This is a genomic window from Acinetobacter corruptisaponis, assembly GCF_030053775.1.
GTDB classification, from domain to species: domain Bacteria; phylum Pseudomonadota; class Gammaproteobacteria; order Pseudomonadales; family Moraxellaceae; genus Acinetobacter; species Acinetobacter corruptisaponis.
Window position 1 is genome coordinate 3,655,345 of record NZ_CP125669.1, and the last position, 20,879, is coordinate 3,676,223.

The following is a 20,879-nucleotide window of genomic DNA, read 5'->3' on the forward strand; positions in this document are numbered from 1 at the left end:
ATACTTTATAAGTGTAAGAAAAAATGATATTTCAACTTTGTTATGCCAGCACCAGTACTTCTGAAAAATCACATTTGCCACTTGATTTAAGAGAAGTTTTAAATGAGGCACACCATTTTAATTATGTGAATAATATACATGGTGTGCTGTACTTTGCAGATGGTTATTTTTTCCAGTGTCTGGAGGGGGAGCAGGAGGCTATTTTGGAACTGCTTGATAAAATCAAGCAAGATCCTCGCCATCAGCAGATTTATGTTTTTAATCCTCAACACATCTCACAAGGTCATTTTAAAGATTGGTCAATGAAATTTGTACGTAAAAATAGTCAGGTTTCAGAATTTTTCCAGCAGCATCTACAACAGGCCGAGTTTAATCCCTACTTGTTAAATGAGGGTTCGATTGCAGCATTGATTCCATTGCTTGCGGATATACAAATGGATGAGGTTGCCTAGAAGTTATTTTTGCTATTTTTATCTACTTGCATCGTCTTGATCGGTAGTATTAATATTGATACTATAAATTTATTGGTATAATTGAGTATCCGAATGGCAAACCTTGATCAACTCATCGAGCAAATGCGGAATAATCCTAAAAATGTTCGTTATGCTGATTTAGTCAGGGTTTGTAAGCAATATTTTGGTGAACCAAGGCAAACAGGTGGTAGTCACACTGTATTTAAAACACCGTGGCAAGGCGACCCTCGTATTAATATTCAAGATGATAGTGGAAAAGCCAAACCATATCAGGTGAAGCAAGTATTGGCTGCACTGGATAAACTTAAAGCATTGTGAGGTGTCAAATGGATAGTAAACAATATACTTACCGTGTTATATGGTCGGTTGAAGATAATGAATATGTTGGTTTATGTGCAGAATTCCCATCATTATCTTGGCTTGATGCCGATCAACTGAAAGCGTTTTCAGGAATTGTTGATCTTGTTGCCGAGGTTGTAGCAGAGATGAGCAGCAATAGTGAGAAAGTGCCTACACCACTCTCTGAAAGAAAGTATAGCGGACGGTTTGCTGTTCGTGTTCCATCAATGGTTCATCAAAAACTGGCATTGGAAGCAGCAGAGCGAGGCGTAAGCATGAATCGTTTAGTATCGGCAAAACTGGCTATGTAGTAACGTCATCTTATTAGGTGACTTGCCGTTTTGGTCTCTGACTCAAGCGACATAGCAGTTCATAGCCAATGGTGCCATTTGCGGCAGCGACATCATCGACCAAACGAGATTTGCCCCAAAGCTCGACTTTAGTGCCGATCTCTGCCTGAATATGAGTGACATCAATTGCAATCATATCCATGCTGACACGTCCGATCATAGGAACTAACTGTTGATTAATCGCCACAAAATTTGGTTTGATATAAGCTCTTGGATAACCATCACCATAGCCAATTGAGACAATGGCAATATTCATAGGCTGTGTGGCAGTAAAGGTCGATCCATAGCCTACACATTCATTTGCCTGAATCTTGTTTAAGGCAATAATCTCTGCCTCAAAGCTCATGACGGGTTTGAGGTCAAGTGCGTGAACGTTTTGATCTGCAAAAGGTGTCGCGCCATAAAGCATGATACCTGGACGGACAAAGTCGAAATGTAGTTCAGGATATTTATAAATCGCGGCAGAATTACAGCAAGATGCCAGAATCGGTTCACAGGCTTGTTTTACTTGTAGAAACTGGTTTTTTTGTTGTTCATTTAATGGATGATCTGAATCTGCATTGGCAAAGTGCATGGTGAGTACACAGGTAAAATCATGTGATTTTAAGCGTTGAATCACTTCAATAATTTCTGTCGCTTTAAAACCCAAGCGATTCATACCGCTATTTAGTTTGACCCACACTTTTAGACCTAAAGCGTTATAGCGTTCTTTATGGGTAATTAACCATTCAATCTGTTGGTTTTGATGAACGACACATTCAAGTTTTTGTTCAATCACCTGAGTCATTTCATCTTCAGAAAAAACACCCTCAATTAATGTGATGGGTTGGGTATACCCCAATTGCCGAATTTCCAGCGCTTCTTCCAGACAGGCGACTCCAAAGGCATCCGTGGCACTTAAGGCCGCTAAACAGTCCTTGACTCCATGTCCGTAGGCATTGGCTTTAACCATGCTTACAATTTTTGAATGTGGTGCAAGTTGTTTGACACGATTTAAATTATATTGCAGCGCTTCACTGTCAATATAAACTGTTGCTTGGCGCACCAGAAGATCTCCTTTGAAAAAACCTCCATCCTCTTATAGGGCGAACACAGTTCGCCCCTACATGAAAGATGATATCAACGTAGGGGCGAACTATGTTCGCCTTTATTCAAAATGTAGTTAAGGATCAGCCTTGGCAAGGAATGACCTGTTGTCGTCTTGCAATGGTAGATTTGAATCTTATTCCTCATCATCATACTGTGCATAGAACTCAGGTGAGAGATTACTAAAACGGGTATATTGCCCTTCAAATGCAAGTCGCACAGTACCAATTGGGCCGTTACGCTGTTTACCGATAATAATTTCAGCCGTCCCTGCTTCTTTAGACTCTTTGTTATAAACCTCATCACGGTAAATAAACATGATCAAGTCAGCATCCTGCTCAATCGCACCCGATTCACGTAAGTCAGACATAACAGGGCGTTTATTGGGACGGTTTTCCAGACTACGGTTAAGCTGTGACAGGGCAATCACTGGACATTGCATTTCTTTTGCCAATGCTTTCAGGCTTCGGGAAATTTCCGAGATCTCGCCAACACGGTTATCACCCATACCTGGCACTTTCATCAACTGTAAGTAATCGACCATGATGCAGCCAATTTTGCCATCATGCATTTTAGCAATACGTCTGGCACGTGCCCGAACCTCCGTTGGTGGCAGGGCAGAGGAATCATCAATATAAAGATGTTTTTCCTGTAACTGCAAAATCGTGCCTGTAACCTTTGACCATTCATCACCATCCAGCTTACCTGAACGCAGATGGCCCTGATGCACTTTGCCATAAGAGGAAATCAAACGCATGGCGATGGAATCTGCTGGCATCTCCATTGAGTAAACAAGGGCAGGGAGATTGCTGTTAAATAAAACGCTCTCAACCAGATTCATGGCGAATGTGGTTTTACCCATAGAGGGACGGGCCGCCACAATAATTAAATCACCAGCCTGCATTCCATAGGTTTTATTGTCCAGCTCAAGGAAACCTGTGGAAAGACCTGTGATATTGCCATCCATTTTAGACAGCTCATCCAGTTTGCTAATTACATCTGCGGTGACTGAACTGATTGATTTCGGGCCTGAATCTTTTTTATTGTTGTTATGCTGTTCTGCCAAAGAGAAAATATTGGTTTCAGCCAGATCCAGAATTTCACTGACAGGGCGACCTTTGGTGTCATAGGCATTTTGTAAGATGTCGCTGCTGACCTTGATCATACTGCGTAAGGTTGAAAATTCCTTAATTTTACTGGCATAGATTTCGAGGTTATAGAAGCTTGATGGAGAATCCGCCATTAATTGCATTAAATATTCTTCACCACCAATCGCATCCAGCAGGTTCTGTTTGAGTAGCCAGTCATTGACCAAGACGGCATCATAAGGGGAGTTTTCCTGTGCCAGTTTTTCAATGGCACGGTAAATATATTTATGGCGTGTGGCGTAAAAATCATTTTCCTTAAGCAGGTCACCGACCTGTTCAAATGACTCGGCAACCGTCATTAATGCCGCCAACACCGCCTGTTCAATCGCAAGATTATGCGGTGGCGTTCTAAATTCTTTCAATTGACCTGAGTCATTCACGTTACTCTCTGTTTTTGGAGTATTTTTCGCAAAACTGGCATTTGCCTGTGACATAACAAGACCCAATAAAAAGATGAAACCGTAAAAGAGTGACTATCTTAATCCAAATGGATGCAGACAGGAGGGTTTAATTGGAAGAAAATTGTGTAAGTGGTGAAAATACAGCTTGATGGTTTTGGCAAACTCTAGACGTAAAAAAGGGCATGTAAAAACATGCCCTTTTCTTTGCAAAAATTACTCAGATACGATAGTAACGAGAACTTCAGCAACAACATCATGGTGCAATTGGATTGCGATGTTGAATTCACCAGTGTGACGAAGCGCACCGTTCGGTAAACGAACTTCTGCGCGGTCTACAGCAAGACCAGCATTGGTCAAGGCATCAGCGATATCACGAGTACCGATCGAACCGAATAGTTTACCTTCATCACCAGCTTTAGCTGTGATCACGATATTCACTTCGTTCAATTGGTCAGCACGTGCATTTGCAGCAGCCAAAATAGCAGCTTCCTGTTTTTCAAGTTCAGCACGACGAGCTTCAAAAGCAGCAGTGTTTGCTTCAGTTGCAGCTACAGCTTTACCTTGAGGGATCAGGAAGTTACGACCGTAACCAGCTTTAACTGATACTTTGTCGCCTAATTTACCAAGGTTCTTAATGCGTTGTAATAAGATAATATCCACGGCTCAACCTCACTTATGATTGTCAGTGTAAGGAATCAACGCTAAATAGCGCGCTTGTTTAATCGCTAACGCTAATTGACGTTGATAACGAGCTTTAGTACCTGTAATACGGCTAGGAACAATCTTGCCGTTTTCAGTGATGTACTGTTTTAAAGTGTCGATATCTTTGTAGTCGATGTACGCAACTTTCTCAGCTGTAAAGCGGCAGAACTTGCGACGACGGTAAAAACGTGCCATTGATGTTCTCCTTATTCAGCTTCTTGAACTGCGTGTTGTGCTTCTTCACGTTGCGCCTTACGGGCACGTTTTTCTTCAGCACTTTTCGCAAGTAGAGATTCTTCAGTGATTGCGTGTTCACGACGGATGATGATGTTGCGAATGATCGCGTCGTTATAACGGAACAATTCTTCGAGTTCATCAAGAGTCGTTTGACCACATTCAACATTCATAAGAATGTAGTGTGCTTTATGAATCTTGTTAATTGGGTAAGCCAATTGGCGACGGCCCCAATCTTCTAAACGGTGAATTTGACCTTCAGCTTCTTTGATCTGAGAGATATAGCGTTCAACCATACCTACAACTTGATCGCTTTGGTCTGGGTGTACCAATAGTACGATTTCGTAGTGACGCATTGTCAGCTCCTTACGGTTTAAGCAGCCCCTAACTTGTATAAAGCCAGAAGCAAGGAGTCATAACTAATTTAGTTATGTCGCAAATTGCGAAGCGACAATTCTAGTCATGTTTGGCTTAAATCGCAAGCAAATTCACGCTTTTGATCGAAGTAAAAACACCACATAGCCTTTAAAATAGGGATCTTTTTGTTTTGTACTATTCCCGAACCATGTTCCATGTTGTACCAGCCCAACTTTATAGGGCAAGCGCAGGGCAGAGATACGTTTTAAATATTCAGGATAATTCGGGATTGTGGCCGTGCCCTGATAAGTCTGGATCACCAGTTCATCAATATTTTGCCTAAAAAGGGTTAAGGTGTTCTGGTCTTTAAAATTGGTCCAGTCCAGTAAGCCTGTAATACTGAGCCGATATTGTTGGGGTAATTTCTGCCTGAGTTTTTGCAGAAAAATGGCATAGTCTTTCAAACTGTTGGTTTTACTATCAAAATCAATTTGAATGCCTTGAACCTGATTGCCCTGATTTCTCCAATGTTCCAATCGATTGAGAATGGTTTGGTAATTTTGTTCATTCCACGCCAAATGATGGGTTCGGAAAACCAGCCATATTTTTTGATGGGGTAACTTCAGTATGGATACACCTTGCGGTGTGAAAGTTAAAGTCTGTTTTGTTTTGGAATAATGGATTTCACCCTGTAAAATATACAATTCCTGTGCATGAACCAGATAAGGGGCTGTCTGAATATCACCCCAAATCCAGAAAGAAGCAAAATCATTGGCATCAACTTTTGAAGTTGCTGATTGTGTCGGTTGGCAGGCATTCAGGCTAAAAACCAGAAAAATACAGAAAACCGTTTTAAGCAACTTCATGGCTAAAAGTTACCAATAATATTTAAGTGATTTTGCCCAAGTACTATTTGGATAGTCTCTTTTGATCTGGTCATACCATTGTTTACGAACTGGCTTACCCACTTCTGCATCACCACAATCATTGATTCCACTGGGTGCATAACACTGAATTGAACGATATAAGGCATAGGCGTGTAAATCATCTTTACTGGATGATTTTAGAATGTCTTTATACACCTGACCACGGGCAAATATTTTTCCCGAAAAACTGGATTTTTGCTGTTCAGCATAAGCCAACTGTTGTAGTGAATAACCTTGTTCACTACGGAAATATTCACCTAAACAGACATTCAATAAAGGGTCTTGAGGAGCTTGTGACAATTGGCTGACTAAAGTTTGTAAATTTGCACATTTAAACTGCGAGGTAATAGTTGCGCCATTCCAGATAAAATTGGAGAAATCAGGCTTATTTTTTAATTGTTCATCTTTACTACTATAACCTTGATATTGATCTGCATTTTTAGGTAAAAAAGCAAAGCTTTGTTTAAATAAGTCAAAATTTTGATGAACTAAACTTTTGCTTAACAGGGTATAGGTGGCTGCCTGTTTTTGATCAAGGGTACTGTCATTCGACTGGATGATTTTTTGTAAACTGTCTGCATTTGCCACTTGGGTAATAAAATTTCGTTGCAAATTTAACTGGCTGATTTTGGCTTTTTTACCGATAAAAGCTGAATAGTCCTGTTTGGCAGCGAGATGATTGGATAAAGCCGTTTCAAACAGGCCTTTTTGAAAACTATCTCTTGCTTGGGCACACTGTTGGTTCCAATATTGTTCGGCCGCCTGTTTCTGTCCAGTTTTCTCTAAAATTTGTCCTTTTAAAAAGCTTTGGCTTAGCTGCAAATAATTGCTGGTTTTGATATTGTCCTTAGGTAAATAGCTCAAGGCTTCCTGTGGCTTATTTTGGACAAACACCAAATGAGCTGCCTGTAAATATTGGAATAACTCAGGCTGGGCCTTAAAAAATTCTTTTTGAGCTGTCAGTTGTGCCCATGTTATGGGACGATAAGGGTCAGATGCAGGCATTCGCATATACATCAAGTCATAAGTCGTCAGAAAAAATGGATCTGTTAAATTTTTAACATTGAAATATTGGCTGTTAAATACCCGACGGTCAATTTCGGCAGGTAATTGACTCATCTCCAGATTATAAAATTTTGATTTAGGATTCTGGATTTGCCAAATGATTTCATTGACCAGTAAATCCTGACGTTTTGAAAGCCATAGTCCCCGACGCATAAGGCCGCGTGCGCTCGCGATATATTGCCCATTTGGATAGGCTTTTAAATAAACCGTGATATGATCTAAAAATTGTTTTAGTAGATTTTGGTTGATATTGTCCAGATACACATCACCATACTGATCCACACCTGTTGCATAAGCTGAATTGAGGCTGGTGCGAATCAACATATACAATGCAGTTTCTTTTAGCCATGTGTCCTCAACAGTGCTTAACACCGTATAAATTTTGGTCGCGGCAGTATAGTTTGCATTATAAAACAGGATACTGGCGTTTAAGTAAGAGGCGTATTGACGTGTTGTGGCTGACCAATTGGGATCAACAGCAATCAATGCAATTTTATCACCACATTGATTCATTTTTTGACGTTCATTGATCAGCAATTGTTTTTCATTTGCTGGAATATTCTTATTGATTTTAACCTGACTAATAAAAGCAGCATTGCCAGAATTAAAACTGTAGCAACGTTCATCAAAAATGATTTCATCTTTTTGCGATAATTTTTCTCGCTGATTTAAAATCCTGTTTTCAGTCAAAGCGGAAATATTTGCGGCATCAAAAGGCACCGTACCGTAGCTTGCGTCCCATAAATTGTTATCTGCTGTCATAGGCTTGAGTGTGGCAAGTCCCAGATCACTGAGCAGCAACAGCATATTGGTTTGACTATCATTGAGTGGAACCAGGACAGGCAGATTGCTACAACTACTCAGGCTGCGATCATCCATTGCAAGGTTGGGTTCGCAGATATTCTCAACACCTGCATATATGTTTGAACCATAACCACAGATGATGAGTAAACTGGAATAAAAAATTGGCTTAATGGATAAAATATTGTGCAGTTTCATTTGAATGACAAGGGATTAAATATTTTTATGGTGGGAAATGATAACAAGCAGGGAAGAGAATAAAAAGATAGAGCGTTCTCTATCTTTTTAAAAAATAGGGAGGAATGGTGCAGGGCTTTTAAAGGTAAAGCTAAAGCTCAGACTAATGACAGTGATGAGAATCACGGAGAATAAGAAAAAGCGTTTTGCCCAAAGCTGATCATCCTCAGCCTTGAATCCTAAAATACCAATGTAGAACCAGTAGGCACAAAGCAGGTTACAGATCACCAGAAAAACAACATTGGTGTATCCATAAACATATAGCGCATTCATGGCAAAGGTAAATAAAACCACATAGATCAGTGATTCTATTTTCGTTCTATGGATAGAGCGAGCTACAGGTAAGATCGGCACTCCTGCATTTTTATAATCATCAAAACGATAGATTGCAATTCCCCATGAATGTGGCATTTGCCATAAGGCATAGGCTACAAAAATCAGTAGGGCCGCCATATCGAAATGGTGGCTTACAGCCGTATAACCAATGACAGGTGGACTCGCTCCAGAAATACTACCAATGACGGTTTGATGGATTGTGGTACGTTTGGTCCACAAGCTATAGAAACCGACATAGACGACAAAACCAATCACAGCGAATAAAAACGCATACGCATTGACATAGAACCAAAGCATGCCAAAGCCAATCATACCCAACACAAATGCATAAAGCAGTGCAATGGTCGGGGAGATGGTTCTCTTAACAAGGGCACGGTTCATGGTGCGTTGCATTTTTTGATCGATGTCTTGATCAATTACATTATTTACGACACAACCAGACGCAACCACAAAAGTCGTTCCAATCAGTGTAAGTAATAATAAGAGGCAGTCTATGGAGCCTTGGGCGGCTAGGAAAAAGCCGCCCAAGGTGGTAATAAAATTACCGAAGAGAATTCCTGGCTTAGTCAGGAATAAATACTTTTTAAACATGACGACCAGTTTAGATCATCATGTTGTAGTGTAAGTAGTTCATTACCCACACAGAACCGACTAAAAGTACCGCAATACAAAGAATCGTATAGATAAATGCAATCAGGTTCCAGCGTTGTTCAGATGAGGTATTCATGTGTAGGAAATACACAAGCTGTACAATAACCTGAGCAACAGCAGTGATTGCAATCACAGTAACTAAAATGCCACGACCGAAACCACCTGCCATCACCATCCCGAATGGGATGATGGTAAGGATGACAGATAGGATAAATCCAACCGTGTATTGCTTAAAGTTACCGTGTGATGCACCAGCAGCATTATGGTCATGACTACTCATTAGAGAACTCCCAGTAAGTAAACGACGCTGAATACACAGATCCAAACGATGTCAAGGAAGTGCCAGAACAAGCTTAGACAAGCCAGACGACGTGTATTCGGTAGAGTCAAACCATTCTTCTTGATCTGGTACATCAATACCAGCATCCACACTAAACCAGAGGTTACGTGGATACCGTGTGTACCAACCAAAGTGAAGAACGACGATAGGAATGCACTGTGCGTTGGACCATGACCTTCATGTACAAGGTGATGGAATTCGTTGATTTCCATACCGATGAACGTTGCACCAAAAAGGAAAGTAATGAATAACCAGGTAATCACCTGATTGACATTCTTTTTATATGATGCAAGCACTGCAAAACCAAAAGTCACAGAAGAAATCAAGAGTGCAAAGGTTTCACCTAATACATAACCCAATGATTCACTGAATAGGTCTTTTGCACTTGGTGTGCCAGGCGGAACATGACTGCTTAGTACGGCAAACGCGATGAAGAGTGATCCGAAAAGAATCAAGTCACTCATCAGGTATGTCCAGAAACCGAAGACCGTTAAGTCGGTATCATCATGTTCATGATGATCGTCATGACCGTGGTTGTCGTGATGAAGTACTTCAGCCATTTCCTTAGTCCTTCTTCAAGTGTTTTTCAAGTAACGCATAGCGTTCATTCTCAATACGCTCCACTTCAGCGGCAGGAACGTAGTAGTCAACATTCTTGGTGAATGAGCTTACGATCAGGCTGATGACAGCAGCAAGGAATGAAACAACGACCAGCCACCAAATATGCCAGATCAGTGCAAAGCCCATAACAGTAATGAACATTGCAATGATGACACCAGCAGCACGGTTTGTCGGCATATGGATGTCTTCATATTTCGTGTTGCGAGCGTATGCTACACCATTTTCTTTGTCAGTCCAGAAACGGTCAACACCGTCACCTGCTGGAAGATGCGCAAAGTTATAGAACGGAGCAGGGGAAGACGTTGCCCATTCAACTGTACGGCTATCCCAAGGATCGCCTGTATAGTCCATGTTGTCCTTGCGTTGTAGGAAACCAACGATGATTTGCATAAGGAAACATGCAATACCGATTGCAACAAGAACTGCACCGAACAATGCGATTGCCAAATATGGGTCCCATTCTGGGTTGTCATATGTATTCAAACGACGAGTCATACCCATGAAACCAAGGATATAAAGTGGCATGAATGCAAAATAGAAACCGAAGAACCAGAACCAGAACGCAGCTTTACCCCATGCTTCATTGAGCTTCCAGCCAAACATTTTTGGCCAGTAGAAGATGATGCCAGCAAACATACCGAACACCACACCACCGATAATCACGTTATGGAAGTGAGCGATCAAGAAGAGTGAGTTGTGTACAAGGAAGTCCGCAGGTGGAACAGCCATAAGTACACCAGTTAAACCACCGATACCGAATGTTACAAGGAAGCCAATTGTCCATAACATTGGTGTGGTGAAACTAATGCGACCTTTATACATGGTGAATAACCAGGAGAAGATTTTCACACCTGTAGGAATCGCAATAATCATGGTCATGATACCGAAGAACGCATTCACGTTCGCACCAGCACCCATGGTGAAGAAGTGGTGAAGCCATACAACAAACGCAAGTACAGTAATCGCAATTGTTGCATACACCATAGACTTGTAACCGAACAACGCTTTACGAGAGAACGTCGCCACGATTTCAGAGTATAGACCAAATGCTGGTAATACCAGGATGTATACTTCTGGGTGACCCCATGTCCAGATCAGGTTCACGTAAAGCATTGGGCTACCGCCAAGCTCATTGGTGAAGAAATGGAAGCCGAAGTAGCGGTCTAGCGTCAACATTGCAAGCGTACCTGTTAATACAGGGAATGATGCAATGATCAGTACTGCCGTACAAAGTGAAGTCCAGGTAAAGATTGGCATGTCCATCAGTTTCATGCCAGGAGTACGCATCTTGATGATGGTAACAAAGAAGTTAACACCCGTTAATAGCGTACCAAGGCCAGAAATCTGAAGTGCCCAGATGTAGTAGTCAACACCAACACCAGGAGAGTACTGAATACCAGACAGAGGAGGATAAGCCATCCAGCCTGTCGCAGCAAACTCACCTAATACCAGTGATGCCATCATCAAACCAGCAGCGCCAGCGAATAACCAGAAGCTTAAAGAGTTCAACAATGGGAATGCAACGTCACGTGCACCAATCTGCAAAGGTACAGAGATGTTCATCATACCTACAACAAGACCCATCCCCACGAAGAAGATCATGATCACACCGTGCGCGGTGAAGATCTGGTCGTAGTGGTCTGGATGCAGGTAACCTTCACCGCCGCCTTTGGCGAGGAAAAGCTGTAGACGCATCATGATCGCATCGGCGAAACCACGCAAAAGCATGACCACAGATACGAGGATATACATGATACCAATTTTTTTATGGTCTACAGAGGTAAACCATTCATTCCACAAATATCCCCATTTTTTGAAATAGGTGATACCGCCAAGCACTGCAATTCCACCAAGTGCCATAAAGACCATGGTGACAAGTACGATTGGCTCTGTTGGGATAGAGTCCCAACCAAGTTTACCAAAAATCATATCCATGTCTTATTCCCCTTGAGCAGCATGTTCTGCCGCGCCATGAGTTTCTGCTGTCGCATGTCCAGCAGAGTGGTCAGCACCGTGATAGTTACTCATATAGTGGTTGATGATTGTTTCAAACAATTTTGGCTCAACTGAAGAGTAATACGTCACAGGGTGAGGCTTGGTTGGGAACGGTTTCATCGCTTCAGCCTTGGCAAGTGCTTCTTCATCACCAGCAGCCTTGGCACGGTTAACCAAGTGTTCGATCTGGTGTTTAGAACGATCACCATCTTTAAGCGTTGCTAGCTCAGCCTGGTCAAGCGTACCTTTCTGCACAGCTTCAGGGTTAATGCTTGTACCATTGCCAGCTTTAACTGCTTCCACCCATTGTGCAAATTCTGGCTCAGTCACGCTATGTGCCTTGAAGCGCATTTGAGAGAAACCGTAACCTGAATAGTTTGCTGAGAAACCACGGAATACACCAGGTTCATCTGCCAATAAGTGAAGGTGAGTCTGCATACCCGCCATAGCATAGATTTGACCGCCTAACTGTGGAATGAAGAATGAGTTCATTGTGAAGTTAGAGGTGATCTTGAAGCTAATAGGTGTTTTTTCTGGGAAGCGTACTTCGTTTACCGTTGCAATTTCTTGCTCAGGATAGATAAAGATCCATTTAAACTGTTCAGCGATGGCTTGAATAGTTAATGGGGCTTTGTCTGAATCTAACGGACGGTAAGGGTCGTACTTGTGGGAACCCCACCAAGTTAACCAAGCTAAAATACCAATAATAATGACAGGTACACCCCAAACAACGATCTCAATTGTCGTAGAGTGTGCCCAAGTAGGTTTATAGTCTGCATCTTTATTCGATGCGCGATATTTCCAACTAAACCATAATGCCATCACGATTGACGGAATCACCACCAACAGCATTAAATAGATCGCAGTCATCATCAGGCTACTTTGACCTTGACCTACTGGACCTTTATTGTTTAGAAGTACCATATCACCGCCACACCCTGTCAAGAGCGCAGCCATCGTTGATAAAGACAATACAGCTAAAATCGTTTGTCTCATTTTACAACCTCGGTGAAGAGTCCCATTCCCTAAATAAATTATGGGATAGCGATTAAAGTGTCGCATGATTGATAAGAAATAATTGTGAATTGCTTAGCAATCATGCGACACCGCTACGTTGTAGGGCATTATGCCTCATATTGAAAAACTAAGCTACTGATAAAGTAGCCTGAAATACTTGTTTTAAAACCCGATTTATTTTGTAGGGATTGGATTAAAGCCCTATCTTTTTTTTATATATCAACACGCTATATTAAAAGGCTGTATAAAATGTATTTTATATACAGCTTTATTCAAATAATTGATGAGGCTTATTTCTGAACCACCTTGGTCTTTGCCAATTTGTCATGTAATGCCTGACGATTTTTCCCCAAGGCAAACAGCGATTCAATCACGGAAATCAGCGGCACAATGATCATGTTTAAAATAACAAAAACCATACTTCTGAGCCAGAATGCCCTTACTGAGCTGACAGGAGCAGAGGTTTCAGCATCCACAATCTTGATTTTTAGAAATTTCTTACCAATGCTTTGACCTGATTTTCCAATCAGGAAAGCCTGTACCATGAGCATTGCAATAATATAGACACACATGGCCATCCAGGCTTGGGTGGGAATAATCGCAAGAATTTCAGTCTGGACTTTCTGGGCTAGGGCAATGTCTGATGAGCGGTCTGCCATTAGTCGAAATAGTTGTTCATTCAACTGGGTAAACTTTTGTGCCTGTTCGGGTGTAAAAAAAGCGGTGAGTAGGAATGTTGCGGGAAACCACAAAAATACATCAATCAGTTTTGCAAAAAAACGTGAATGGATCGGGGCCAACTGAGATGTCTTTTGTTCGACTTTGATATTAAATGCTGAGTTAGGATGAGTCTCAGTTTTAATCTGGGCATTAAAGGGAGCGTAACCTACAGGTTCGTATACCAGTTTACCTTGTGTGAGTTCACCAAGCGTTTTCCATTCTGCCATACCCTTATGCCAGGCCAAATCTGTGAGTAGAACTTGTTGACTGGCAAGCATTTGGTTCACTTGTTCTAAACTATAAGGTCCAGCTTGTTGGTTGTTACGAGCCAAGTAAATTTGCATAATTTTAAAATCTCAATGACTAAAGATAAAAAAGACCCTGCGAAAGAGGGCCTTTTTCTAAAAAAAGACTAGGCTTTCTTGATTTGTTCTTCAGCAAGGAAGAACCAGGTATCAAGCACTGAGTCAGGATTCAGTGACACAGATTCAATACCCTGTTCCATGAGCCATTTAGCCAGGTCAGGGTGGTCAGATGGGCCCTGACCACAGATACCCACGTATTTGCCCGCTTTACGGCAGGCATGAATTGCCATGGAAAGAAGTGCCTTAACCGCTGGATCACGCTCATCAAACAAGTGAGATACGATACCAGAGTCACGGTCCAGACCCAGTGTAAGTTGTGTTAAGTCATTTGAACCGATAGAGAAGCCATCAAAGTGCTCAAGGAATTGCTCAGCCAATAATGCATTGGTTGGCAATTCACACATCATGATGATTTTCAAGCCGTTCTCACCACGTTTCAAGCCATTTTGGGCAAGCAGTTCAATCACACGCTTTGCTTCGGAAACCGTACGAACGAAAGGGATCATAATTTGAATATTGGTGAGACCCATTTCATCACGGACTTTTTTCAGCGCACGGCATTCAAGTTCGAAACAGTCACGGAAGTTGTCAGAAACGTAACGGCTGGCACCACGGAAGCCCAACATTGGGTTTTCTTCTTCTGGTTCGTATAACTTACCACCAATCAGGTTTGCGTATTCATTTGACTTGAAGTCAGACATACGCACAATCACGGGTTTTTCAGCAAATGCGGCTGCCAGCGTTGAAATGCCTTCAACCAGTTTTTCAACATAGAATTCGATTGGGGAAGAGTAACCTGTAGTACGTGTCATTACCGCAGCGCGAGTTTCACGCGGCAGGCTCTCAATGTTCAATAAGGCTTTTGGATGCACACCGATCATACGGTTGATAATGAACTCAAGACGGGCAAGACCAATTCCTTCATTTGGAATCTGGGCAAAATCAAATGCACGGTCAGGGTTACCCACGTTCATCATGATCTTGAACGGAAGCTTCGGCATCGAGTTGATCGAGTTACGTTGAACCTCAAAGTCTAGTGCACCCTCATAGATGAAGCCCGTATCACCTTCGGCACAGGAAACAGTCACTTCCTGACCATCCGTTAACAGTTCAGTGGCATTACCACAGCCCACAATTGCAGGAACACCCAGCTCACGCGCAATGATTGCCGCGTGACAGGTACGACCACCACGATTGGTGACAATCGCAGCGGCACGTTTCATCACTGGTTCCCAGTCTGGATCGGTCATGTCGGATACAAGTACGTCACCGTCCTGAACCTTGTCCATTTCTTTAATTGAGGTCACCACACGAACCTTACCAGAACCAATGCGCTGACCAATTGAGCGGCCTTCACAAAGCACAGTACCTTTTTGCTTAAGCAGGTAACGTTCCATCGTGCCGACATTCTGACGGCTTTTCACTGTTTCTGGGCGTGCCTGAACGATATAGATTTGACCATCATCGCCATCTTTCGCCCATTCGATGTCCATTGGGGAGCCATAATGTTCTTCAATGATCATTGCCTGTTTTGCAAGTTCGTGCAGTTCATGGTCGTTCAATGCAAACTGCTGACGTTCTGGCTTTTCAACATCAACCACAACAACAGATTTACCCGCGGCACCTTCTTCACCATAAATCATTTTCTGGTGCTTGGAACCCAGGTTACGGCGTAGTACAGCGTGTTTACCACCCTTTAAAAGTGGTTTTGACAGATAGAATTCGTCAGGGTTGACGGCACCTTGCACCACCATTTCACCCAAGCCATAAGATGCGGTAATAAACACCACATCACGGAAACCCGATTCTGTGTCAAGGGTAAACATCACACCCGCAGCGCCAGTTTCAGAGCGAACCATGCGTTGCACACCCGCAGAAAGGGCAACCACACTGTGTTCGAAACCTTGGTGGACACGGTAAGCAATGGCACGGTCATTATAAAGGGAGGCAAAAACTTCCTTAATTGCAATCAGGATGTTGTCAATACCACGAATATTGAGGAATGTTTCCTGTTGGCCTGCAAATGAGGCATCTGGTAAATCTTCAGCGGTTGCAGAAGAGCGTACCGCCACGGCAATGTCTGGATTACCGTTTGAAAGTGCTGCAAATGCTTCACGAATTTCTTGTTCTAATGCGGCAGTCAGTGGAGTATCAACAATCCATTTACGGATTTTTGCACCTGTTTCAGCAAGTGCAAGCACATCCTCAACATTCAGTTGAGCCAGTTCAGCCTGAATTCGAGCATTTAAGCCGCTTTGATCCAGGAACTCACGATAGGCAGCCGCAGTTGTTGCAAAACCACCTGGTACCGATACACCAGCATTGGATAAATGACTGATCATTTCACCCAGAGATGAGTTTTTCCCACCTACGAGTTCGACATCGTGTTTCCCTAATTTTTCCAGACCGATTACGCGCGCTTCCAAAGTATTTACTCCACTTTTTTTGCAGTATGAATGACTATCATTGGTATGAAATTATACGAAAGTGCCTAGATATAGTGTTTACTAAGCGACAGTCATGTTAGATGAGTTTACTATAAAGATTATAGTGCACTAAGACAAATGTTTAAGGAGAATTTTGATGCCCGAAAGTAAACAAATTAAACGGAGCGTATTTTTTATATCAGATGGTACGGCAATTACCGCAGAAACCCTTGGACATTCACTACTTGCGCAATTTCCAAACGTGGATTTTGACATTCATATCATGCCTTATATTGCCACTGAAGAAGCTGCTATGGTCGCGGTTGCAGAGATCAACGCATGCCAGTCCCGTGATGGTTCTTTGCCACTGGTTTTTGATACTTTGGTCGATCCATTAGTACGCGACATTATCAATACCGCCAAAGCCGTTAATTTGGATGTATTTGAGGGCTTAATTAGTAAACTTGCAGAAGAGTTGGGAACACCGCCAACTACATTGGTTGGGCAGACCCATGCGGTGACTGACTCTGAATATTATAAGGCACGTATTGATGCGGTGCATTTTGCGCTGGACAATGACGATGGTGCCCGAACACGTCACTACGATAAAGCCGATATTATCCTGATTGGTGTGTCACGTTCGGGTAAAACGCCAACCTCGATCTACCTGTCATTACAGTTTGGTATCCGCGTGGCAAACTACCCGCTTACCGAAGAAGACCTGGACGACAACCGTTTACCAAAAGTTCTAAAAGAGCATAAAAACAAGTTGTTTGGTCTGATGATCGATGCGGAGCGTCTGGTTGCGATTCGTAATGAACGTAAAGCCAATAGCCGCTATGCAAGTTTTAGCCAGTGTCAGATGGAACTGCGGGCGATTGAGGGGATTTATATTTCAGAAGGCATTAAATATTTAAATGTCACTGAAATGTCGATTGAGGAAATCTCAACCCGTATTTTACAAATGACAGGTTTAAAACGTCGTATTGGCTAAATATGATATTCAAATGAGAAGCGTGGGTGATGGGCTACGCTTTTTTATTTTGAAGAAATAAAACTGGGAACATCATAATGAAAAAACTTGTTTTGTTATTGCCATTTATTTTCATGTCACAAGCTTATGCCGAGACACTGGCCCAATTTGAGAAGCAACTGGTAAAACAATACGACCAGAAAGCTTTTTATGAAGTCAATCAGGAGATTGAATCGGCTGTGGTGAACAAGATTAAGCAAGATCCATCCAGTTTTAATTATTCCTTTCCTGCTTTTCAGGACCATTATAATTTACGCATTCATTTTTCCCCTGACAAAAGTCTAAAGTTTTATACATTCGATATTGGCAGTGGCGGCACAATGGGAGAATTTTCTTCCTATGTACAGACTCAAAAGGCAGGCAAAACGGTTTTAACCCCAATTGACACAGGTTTCATTCTGGATGTCAAACAAATCCAGTTATCTCAACAACCTGTTTATCTTGTGGAAAATTATTATAAAGCCAGCAGTTGTATGGGAGCCTATGCAATGAATGCCTTTAAGCCAACACCAACAGGTGCAGTTCAGACGTTCAAGGTTTTCCAAACCAAAAAGGTGCAGCTTGATGCCATTCAGGTCGATTTTGACTGTAAAAACAATGAAAGCTCGGATGAGGCACCTGATTACATCCGTACAGATAAAAACTTGAATAATATTGATATTATGTTGCTGGATAAAAACTATAAACCGCAAGGCAAGTATTTACGTTACAGCAAGAAGAATACCTACTATCAATACATGGGCGTGGTGAAATAAGCATTGTGGAACAAGGCAATACTTATTTCAAAATAGGATTGCCTACTGGTTTTTTAGCTCCATGAGCAGGCTAAAGTTTTCCAGACGTTTAGGTGTGTCGTAAATATCACAGGTAAAGATAAACTCATCCACATCATATTGCGTGGCAATTTTTTCCAGTCCTGCTTTGACGGTTTCTCGCGAGCCAATTTGAGCCATTGCATAGAAATTCTGAATGGCAAGTTGCTCAGCACTGCTTGCCAGCCCTTGTGTTGATTCAATTGGCGGTTTGAGTTTTAGACTGTGCCCCCGAATCAGGTTTAAAATACGCTGATAAGAACTGGTGGCTAAATATTGTGCCTCTTCATCTGTAGCGGCAACAACGGTGGGTACACCCATTGAAACATAAGGTTGATCCAAATATTCAGATGGCTGGAAATTATCCCGATAAATCTGGATGGCCTGTCCCAGCATTCTTGGCGCAAAATGTGAGGCAAAGGAATAGGGAAGTCCCAATTTTGCGGCAAGCTGCGCACTAAACAGGCTTGAACCTAGTAACCAGACGGGTACATGGGTGCCCTGGCCTGGAGTGGCAATGATTTTCTGGTTGGGTTGCGGGTCTTTAAAATATTGCAGAATTTCCAGCACATCCTGCGGGAACTGATCTTCAGTTTCCTGACGGCCACGGCGTAAGGCCCGCATGGTCAGTGGATCAGTTCCAGGGGCGCGGCCTAAGCCAAGCTCAAAACGGTTTTGGTAAAGTGTCGCCAGTGTACCAAATTGCTCAGCCACCACCAAAGGTGCATGGTTTGGAAGCATGACACCACCTGAACCCAGGCGAATCTTCTGGGTGTGGGCGGCAATGAAGCCCAAGAGAACGGCAGTTGCCGAACTGGCGATGCCATCCATGTTGTGATGCTCAGCTAGCCAAAAACGTTCATATCCCAGCTTTTCAGCATGTTGAGCCAATTCAAGTGCGTGGCGTAGAGAAAACTCAATATTTTTATCCTCTCTAACAGGCGCCAACTCTAGAATGGAGAACTTTATATCTTTTAATACTTTCATTGCTGATTCTCAAAACTATATATCGAAATAATACGATATAAGTTTGGTTTTGTATATCGTTTTTATTCGATTTAATGTTTCTATATTTGTAGATGAAAATGTATAAATAAAAAAAGGCACTCGAAAGTGCCTTTTTATTGTCAAATTATAGTTTTTTTCATATAATGAATTTTACTAAGTTGTTAATTATTAACAATATTTTAAAAGTATTGCAACTGTTTTTAAAAGGATTTAAAAAGCTGGTGTAACAAGAGTGCAACGGGTTTTTAATATGGCTACTTATCAAAAAAGAAACGGCAGAATAACTGCAATGGTGCGAATTAAGCCGCATCCAGTTAAATCAAAAACATTTGACACTATGCGTGATGCTAAGGCTTGGGCGCAAAAGTTAGAAGTCAAATTAAGAAATGAAAAAATACAAGTTTTTGATCATATCATCTTTAAAGATGCTCTAATCGAGTATAGAGATACAGTTACGATCAAGAAAAAAGGAGCTAAGTATGAAACATATAAAATCAATAATCTCTTAAGGATTATGAAATGCGATATTCCTTTAAAGGATGTGACTAAGGATTTTTTAATAAAGTGGCGTGAAGTCAGGCTAGAAAAAGTTCAGGGTGCGACAGCCCGCCGTGAACTTAAGTTATTGCAGGGCTTTTTTACATGGTGCATAGATGTGAAATCGTGGTTGGGTGAAAACCCAGTAAAGGGTATGCAGCTACCAAAGGCATCAAACCATCGTGAACGTGTGATTTCAGATGAGGAGGTGAGCGAGGTAACTAAGTACATGAGCAATGAGTTAAAAGATATATTTTTGCTTGCACTCGAAACAGGTATGAGACAGTCGGAAATATGTAGACTTACATGGGACCGTGTATTTATTGAGAGAAGTTTTTTAAGGCTGGAAGTCACTAAAAATGGCAAGGCTAGGGAAGTACCCTTAAGTAATGCGGCTAAAGAAATCCTTAAACGGTATAAGGTGGCTAAAAAAACAGGGCGTGTATTTAGTTATGATGATCCTGCTGAAATTTGTAATGATTTCATTGAGGCAAAGGAAAAGGGGAAAATGTCTGGATTTACATTCCACGATGCGCGTCACACTGCCGCTACGCGCATTGCTCAGAAGATTCAGGTGCTAGATTTATGTAGAATGTTTGGATGGTCTAATCCTAAACAGGCGATGGTCTATTACAATGCAACCGCTACTGAGATTGCATCGCGGCTTTGACTGTCTTTAATGAATACTTACCGCGCACATTTTTTAAATGCGCGGTTTTTTGCAACTTCGAAAAAACATAACGTGTCATACCTGGTATCTTTTCGCAAAGCTGGCCGATTGTTAGCAACTCATCTTGTTGTTCTGCAAGCACTTCACGATAAGCATTTGCAGCTTCTTCACGCATAATTGCTCGTAGCTCAAACTCATCAATCATAGCTACTCTTGCTACTTGTGACAT

General features: G+C 41.9%; 22 protein-coding genes. 6 read left to right on the forward strand and 16 right to left on the reverse strand.

Going from position 1 to position 20,879, the window contains the following annotated elements; all coding sequences use genetic code 11:
* Nucleotides 1–23: 23 nt before the first annotated feature.
* From QLH32_RS17310 to QLH32_RS17320, 3 genes are all read left to right on the forward strand, one after another.
* The gene (locus tag QLH32_RS17310; protein WP_283267265.1) at nt 24–452 is read left to right on the forward strand and encodes a BLUF domain-containing protein; all 429 of its coding nucleotides are present in this window, start codon (nt 24–26) and stop codon (nt 450–452) included.
* A gap of 93 nt (nt 453–545) precedes the next feature.
* Entirely contained in the window at nt 546–791 is a 246-nt protein-coding gene (locus tag QLH32_RS17315) for a toxin HicA (RefSeq protein ID WP_267979035.1), read from the forward strand.
* A gap of 8 nt (nt 792–799) precedes the next feature.
* Nucleotides 800–1,123: a type II toxin-antitoxin system HicB family antitoxin gene (locus tag QLH32_RS17320; RefSeq protein ID WP_267979036.1), complete on the forward strand. Its 324-nt coding sequence runs from the start codon at nt 800–802 to the stop codon at nt 1,121–1,123.
* Between the two features lie 13 nt (nt 1,124–1,136).
* On the opposite strand, the gene alr is transcribed toward QLH32_RS17320, so the two are convergent.
* The 14 genes from alr to ppsA form a co-directional block, all read right to left on the reverse strand.
* A complete protein-coding gene (alr, locus tag QLH32_RS17325) occupies nt 1,137–2,207 on the reverse strand; it encodes an alanine racemase (RefSeq protein ID WP_283267267.1) in 1,071 nt (356 codons plus the stop codon).
* A gap of 177 nt (nt 2,208–2,384) precedes the next feature.
* Nucleotides 2,385–3,830: a replicative DNA helicase gene (gene dnaB / locus QLH32_RS17330; protein ID WP_267979038.1), complete on the reverse strand. Its 1,446-nt coding sequence runs from the start codon at nt 3,828–3,830 to the stop codon at nt 2,385–2,387.
* A 180-nt stretch (nt 3,831–4,010) separates the two neighbouring features.
* Nucleotides 4,011–4,457 carry a 50S ribosomal protein L9 gene (rplI, locus tag QLH32_RS17335; RefSeq protein WP_004757753.1) on the reverse strand — a complete coding sequence of 149 codons (447 nt, stop codon included), beginning with the start codon at nt 4,455–4,457 and terminating at the stop codon, nt 4,011–4,013.
* A gap of 9 nt (nt 4,458–4,466) precedes the next feature.
* Nucleotides 4,467–4,694: a 30S ribosomal protein S18 gene (rpsR, locus tag QLH32_RS17340; protein ID WP_004676982.1), complete on the reverse strand. Its 228-nt coding sequence runs from the start codon at nt 4,692–4,694 to the stop codon at nt 4,467–4,469.
* A gap of 11 nt (nt 4,695–4,705) precedes the next feature.
* Complete coding sequence (gene rpsF, locus QLH32_RS17345; RefSeq protein ID WP_004676984.1) at nt 4,706–5,089, reverse strand: 30S ribosomal protein S6; 384 nt, start codon at nt 5,087–5,089, stop codon at nt 4,706–4,708.
* Nucleotides 5,090–5,221: 132 nt separating this feature from the next.
* A complete protein-coding gene (locus tag QLH32_RS17350; protein ID WP_267979039.1) occupies nt 5,222–5,956 on the reverse strand; it encodes a DUF3142 domain-containing protein in 735 nt (244 codons plus the stop codon).
* Nucleotides 5,957–5,965: 9 nt separating this feature from the next.
* Nucleotides 5,966–8,080 (reverse strand): PA5441 family protein, encoded by a 2,115-nt coding sequence (locus QLH32_RS17355; protein ID WP_283267269.1) that lies wholly within the window; start codon nt 8,078–8,080, stop codon nt 5,966–5,968.
* Nucleotides 8,081–8,167: 87 nt separating this feature from the next.
* Nucleotides 8,168–9,046 carry a heme o synthase gene (cyoE, locus tag QLH32_RS17360; RefSeq protein WP_283267270.1) on the reverse strand — a complete coding sequence of 293 codons (879 nt, stop codon included), beginning with the start codon at nt 9,044–9,046 and terminating at the stop codon, nt 8,168–8,170.
* Between the two features lie 10 nt (nt 9,047–9,056).
* Nucleotides 9,057–9,386 carry a cytochrome o ubiquinol oxidase subunit IV gene (locus tag QLH32_RS17365; protein WP_267979042.1) on the reverse strand — a complete coding sequence of 110 codons (330 nt, stop codon included), beginning with the start codon at nt 9,384–9,386 and terminating at the stop codon, nt 9,057–9,059.
* A complete protein-coding gene (gene cyoC / locus QLH32_RS17370) occupies nt 9,386–10,006 on the reverse strand; it encodes a cytochrome o ubiquinol oxidase subunit III (RefSeq protein ID WP_283267274.1) in 621 nt (206 codons plus the stop codon). Before cyoC ends, QLH32_RS17365 begins: the two co-directional genes overlap by 1 nt.
* 4 nt (nt 10,007–10,010) lie before the next feature.
* Nucleotides 10,011–12,002: a cytochrome o ubiquinol oxidase subunit I gene (cyoB, locus tag QLH32_RS17375; protein WP_283267276.1), complete on the reverse strand. Its 1,992-nt coding sequence runs from the start codon at nt 12,000–12,002 to the stop codon at nt 10,011–10,013.
* 3 nt (nt 12,003–12,005) lie between these two features.
* Nucleotides 12,006–13,058 carry a ubiquinol oxidase subunit II gene (gene cyoA / locus QLH32_RS17380; RefSeq protein WP_267979045.1) on the reverse strand — a complete coding sequence of 351 codons (1,053 nt, stop codon included), beginning with the start codon at nt 13,056–13,058 and terminating at the stop codon, nt 12,006–12,008.
* A 311-nt stretch (nt 13,059–13,369) separates the two neighbouring features.
* Nucleotides 13,370–14,143: an RDD family protein gene (locus QLH32_RS17385; RefSeq protein ID WP_283267277.1), complete on the reverse strand. Its 774-nt coding sequence runs from the start codon at nt 14,141–14,143 to the stop codon at nt 13,370–13,372.
* Between the two features lie 68 nt (nt 14,144–14,211).
* Entirely contained in the window at nt 14,212–16,590 is a 2,379-nt protein-coding gene (gene ppsA / locus QLH32_RS17390; RefSeq protein ID WP_283267278.1) for a phosphoenolpyruvate synthase, read from the reverse strand.
* Between the two features lie 157 nt (nt 16,591–16,747).
* Here ppsA and ppsR point away from each other — a divergent pair, with 157 nt between their 5' ends.
* Both ppsR and QLH32_RS17400 read left to right on the forward strand, forming a co-directional pair.
* On the forward strand, nt 16,748–17,584 hold the full coding sequence (gene ppsR, locus QLH32_RS17395; protein WP_283267280.1) for a posphoenolpyruvate synthetase regulatory kinase/phosphorylase PpsR: 837 nt from the start codon (nt 16,748–16,750) through the stop codon (nt 17,582–17,584).
* Between the two features lie 77 nt (nt 17,585–17,661).
* Nucleotides 17,662–18,378 (forward strand): hypothetical protein, encoded by a 717-nt coding sequence (locus tag QLH32_RS17400; RefSeq protein WP_283267282.1) that lies wholly within the window; start codon nt 17,662–17,664, stop codon nt 18,376–18,378.
* A gap of 42 nt (nt 18,379–18,420) precedes the next feature.
* Here QLH32_RS17400 and QLH32_RS17405 read toward each other — a convergent pair whose 3' ends face one another.
* Nucleotides 18,421–19,422: an LLM class flavin-dependent oxidoreductase gene (locus QLH32_RS17405; RefSeq protein ID WP_283267283.1), complete on the reverse strand. Its 1,002-nt coding sequence runs from the start codon at nt 19,420–19,422 to the stop codon at nt 18,421–18,423.
* A gap of 271 nt (nt 19,423–19,693) precedes the next feature.
* On the opposite strand from QLH32_RS17405, the gene QLH32_RS17410 reads away from it, so the two are divergent.
* Nucleotides 19,694–20,650, forward strand: coding sequence for a tyrosine-type recombinase/integrase (locus QLH32_RS17410; protein ID WP_283267284.1), 957 nt, complete (start codon nt 19,694–19,696; stop codon nt 20,648–20,650).
* Here QLH32_RS17410 and QLH32_RS17415 read toward each other — a convergent pair.
* Nucleotides 20,625–20,879, reverse strand: coding sequence for a hypothetical protein (locus tag QLH32_RS17415; protein WP_283267286.1), 255 nt, complete (start codon nt 20,877–20,879; stop codon nt 20,625–20,627). The two genes, QLH32_RS17410 and QLH32_RS17415, sit on opposite strands and share 26 nt — an antisense overlap.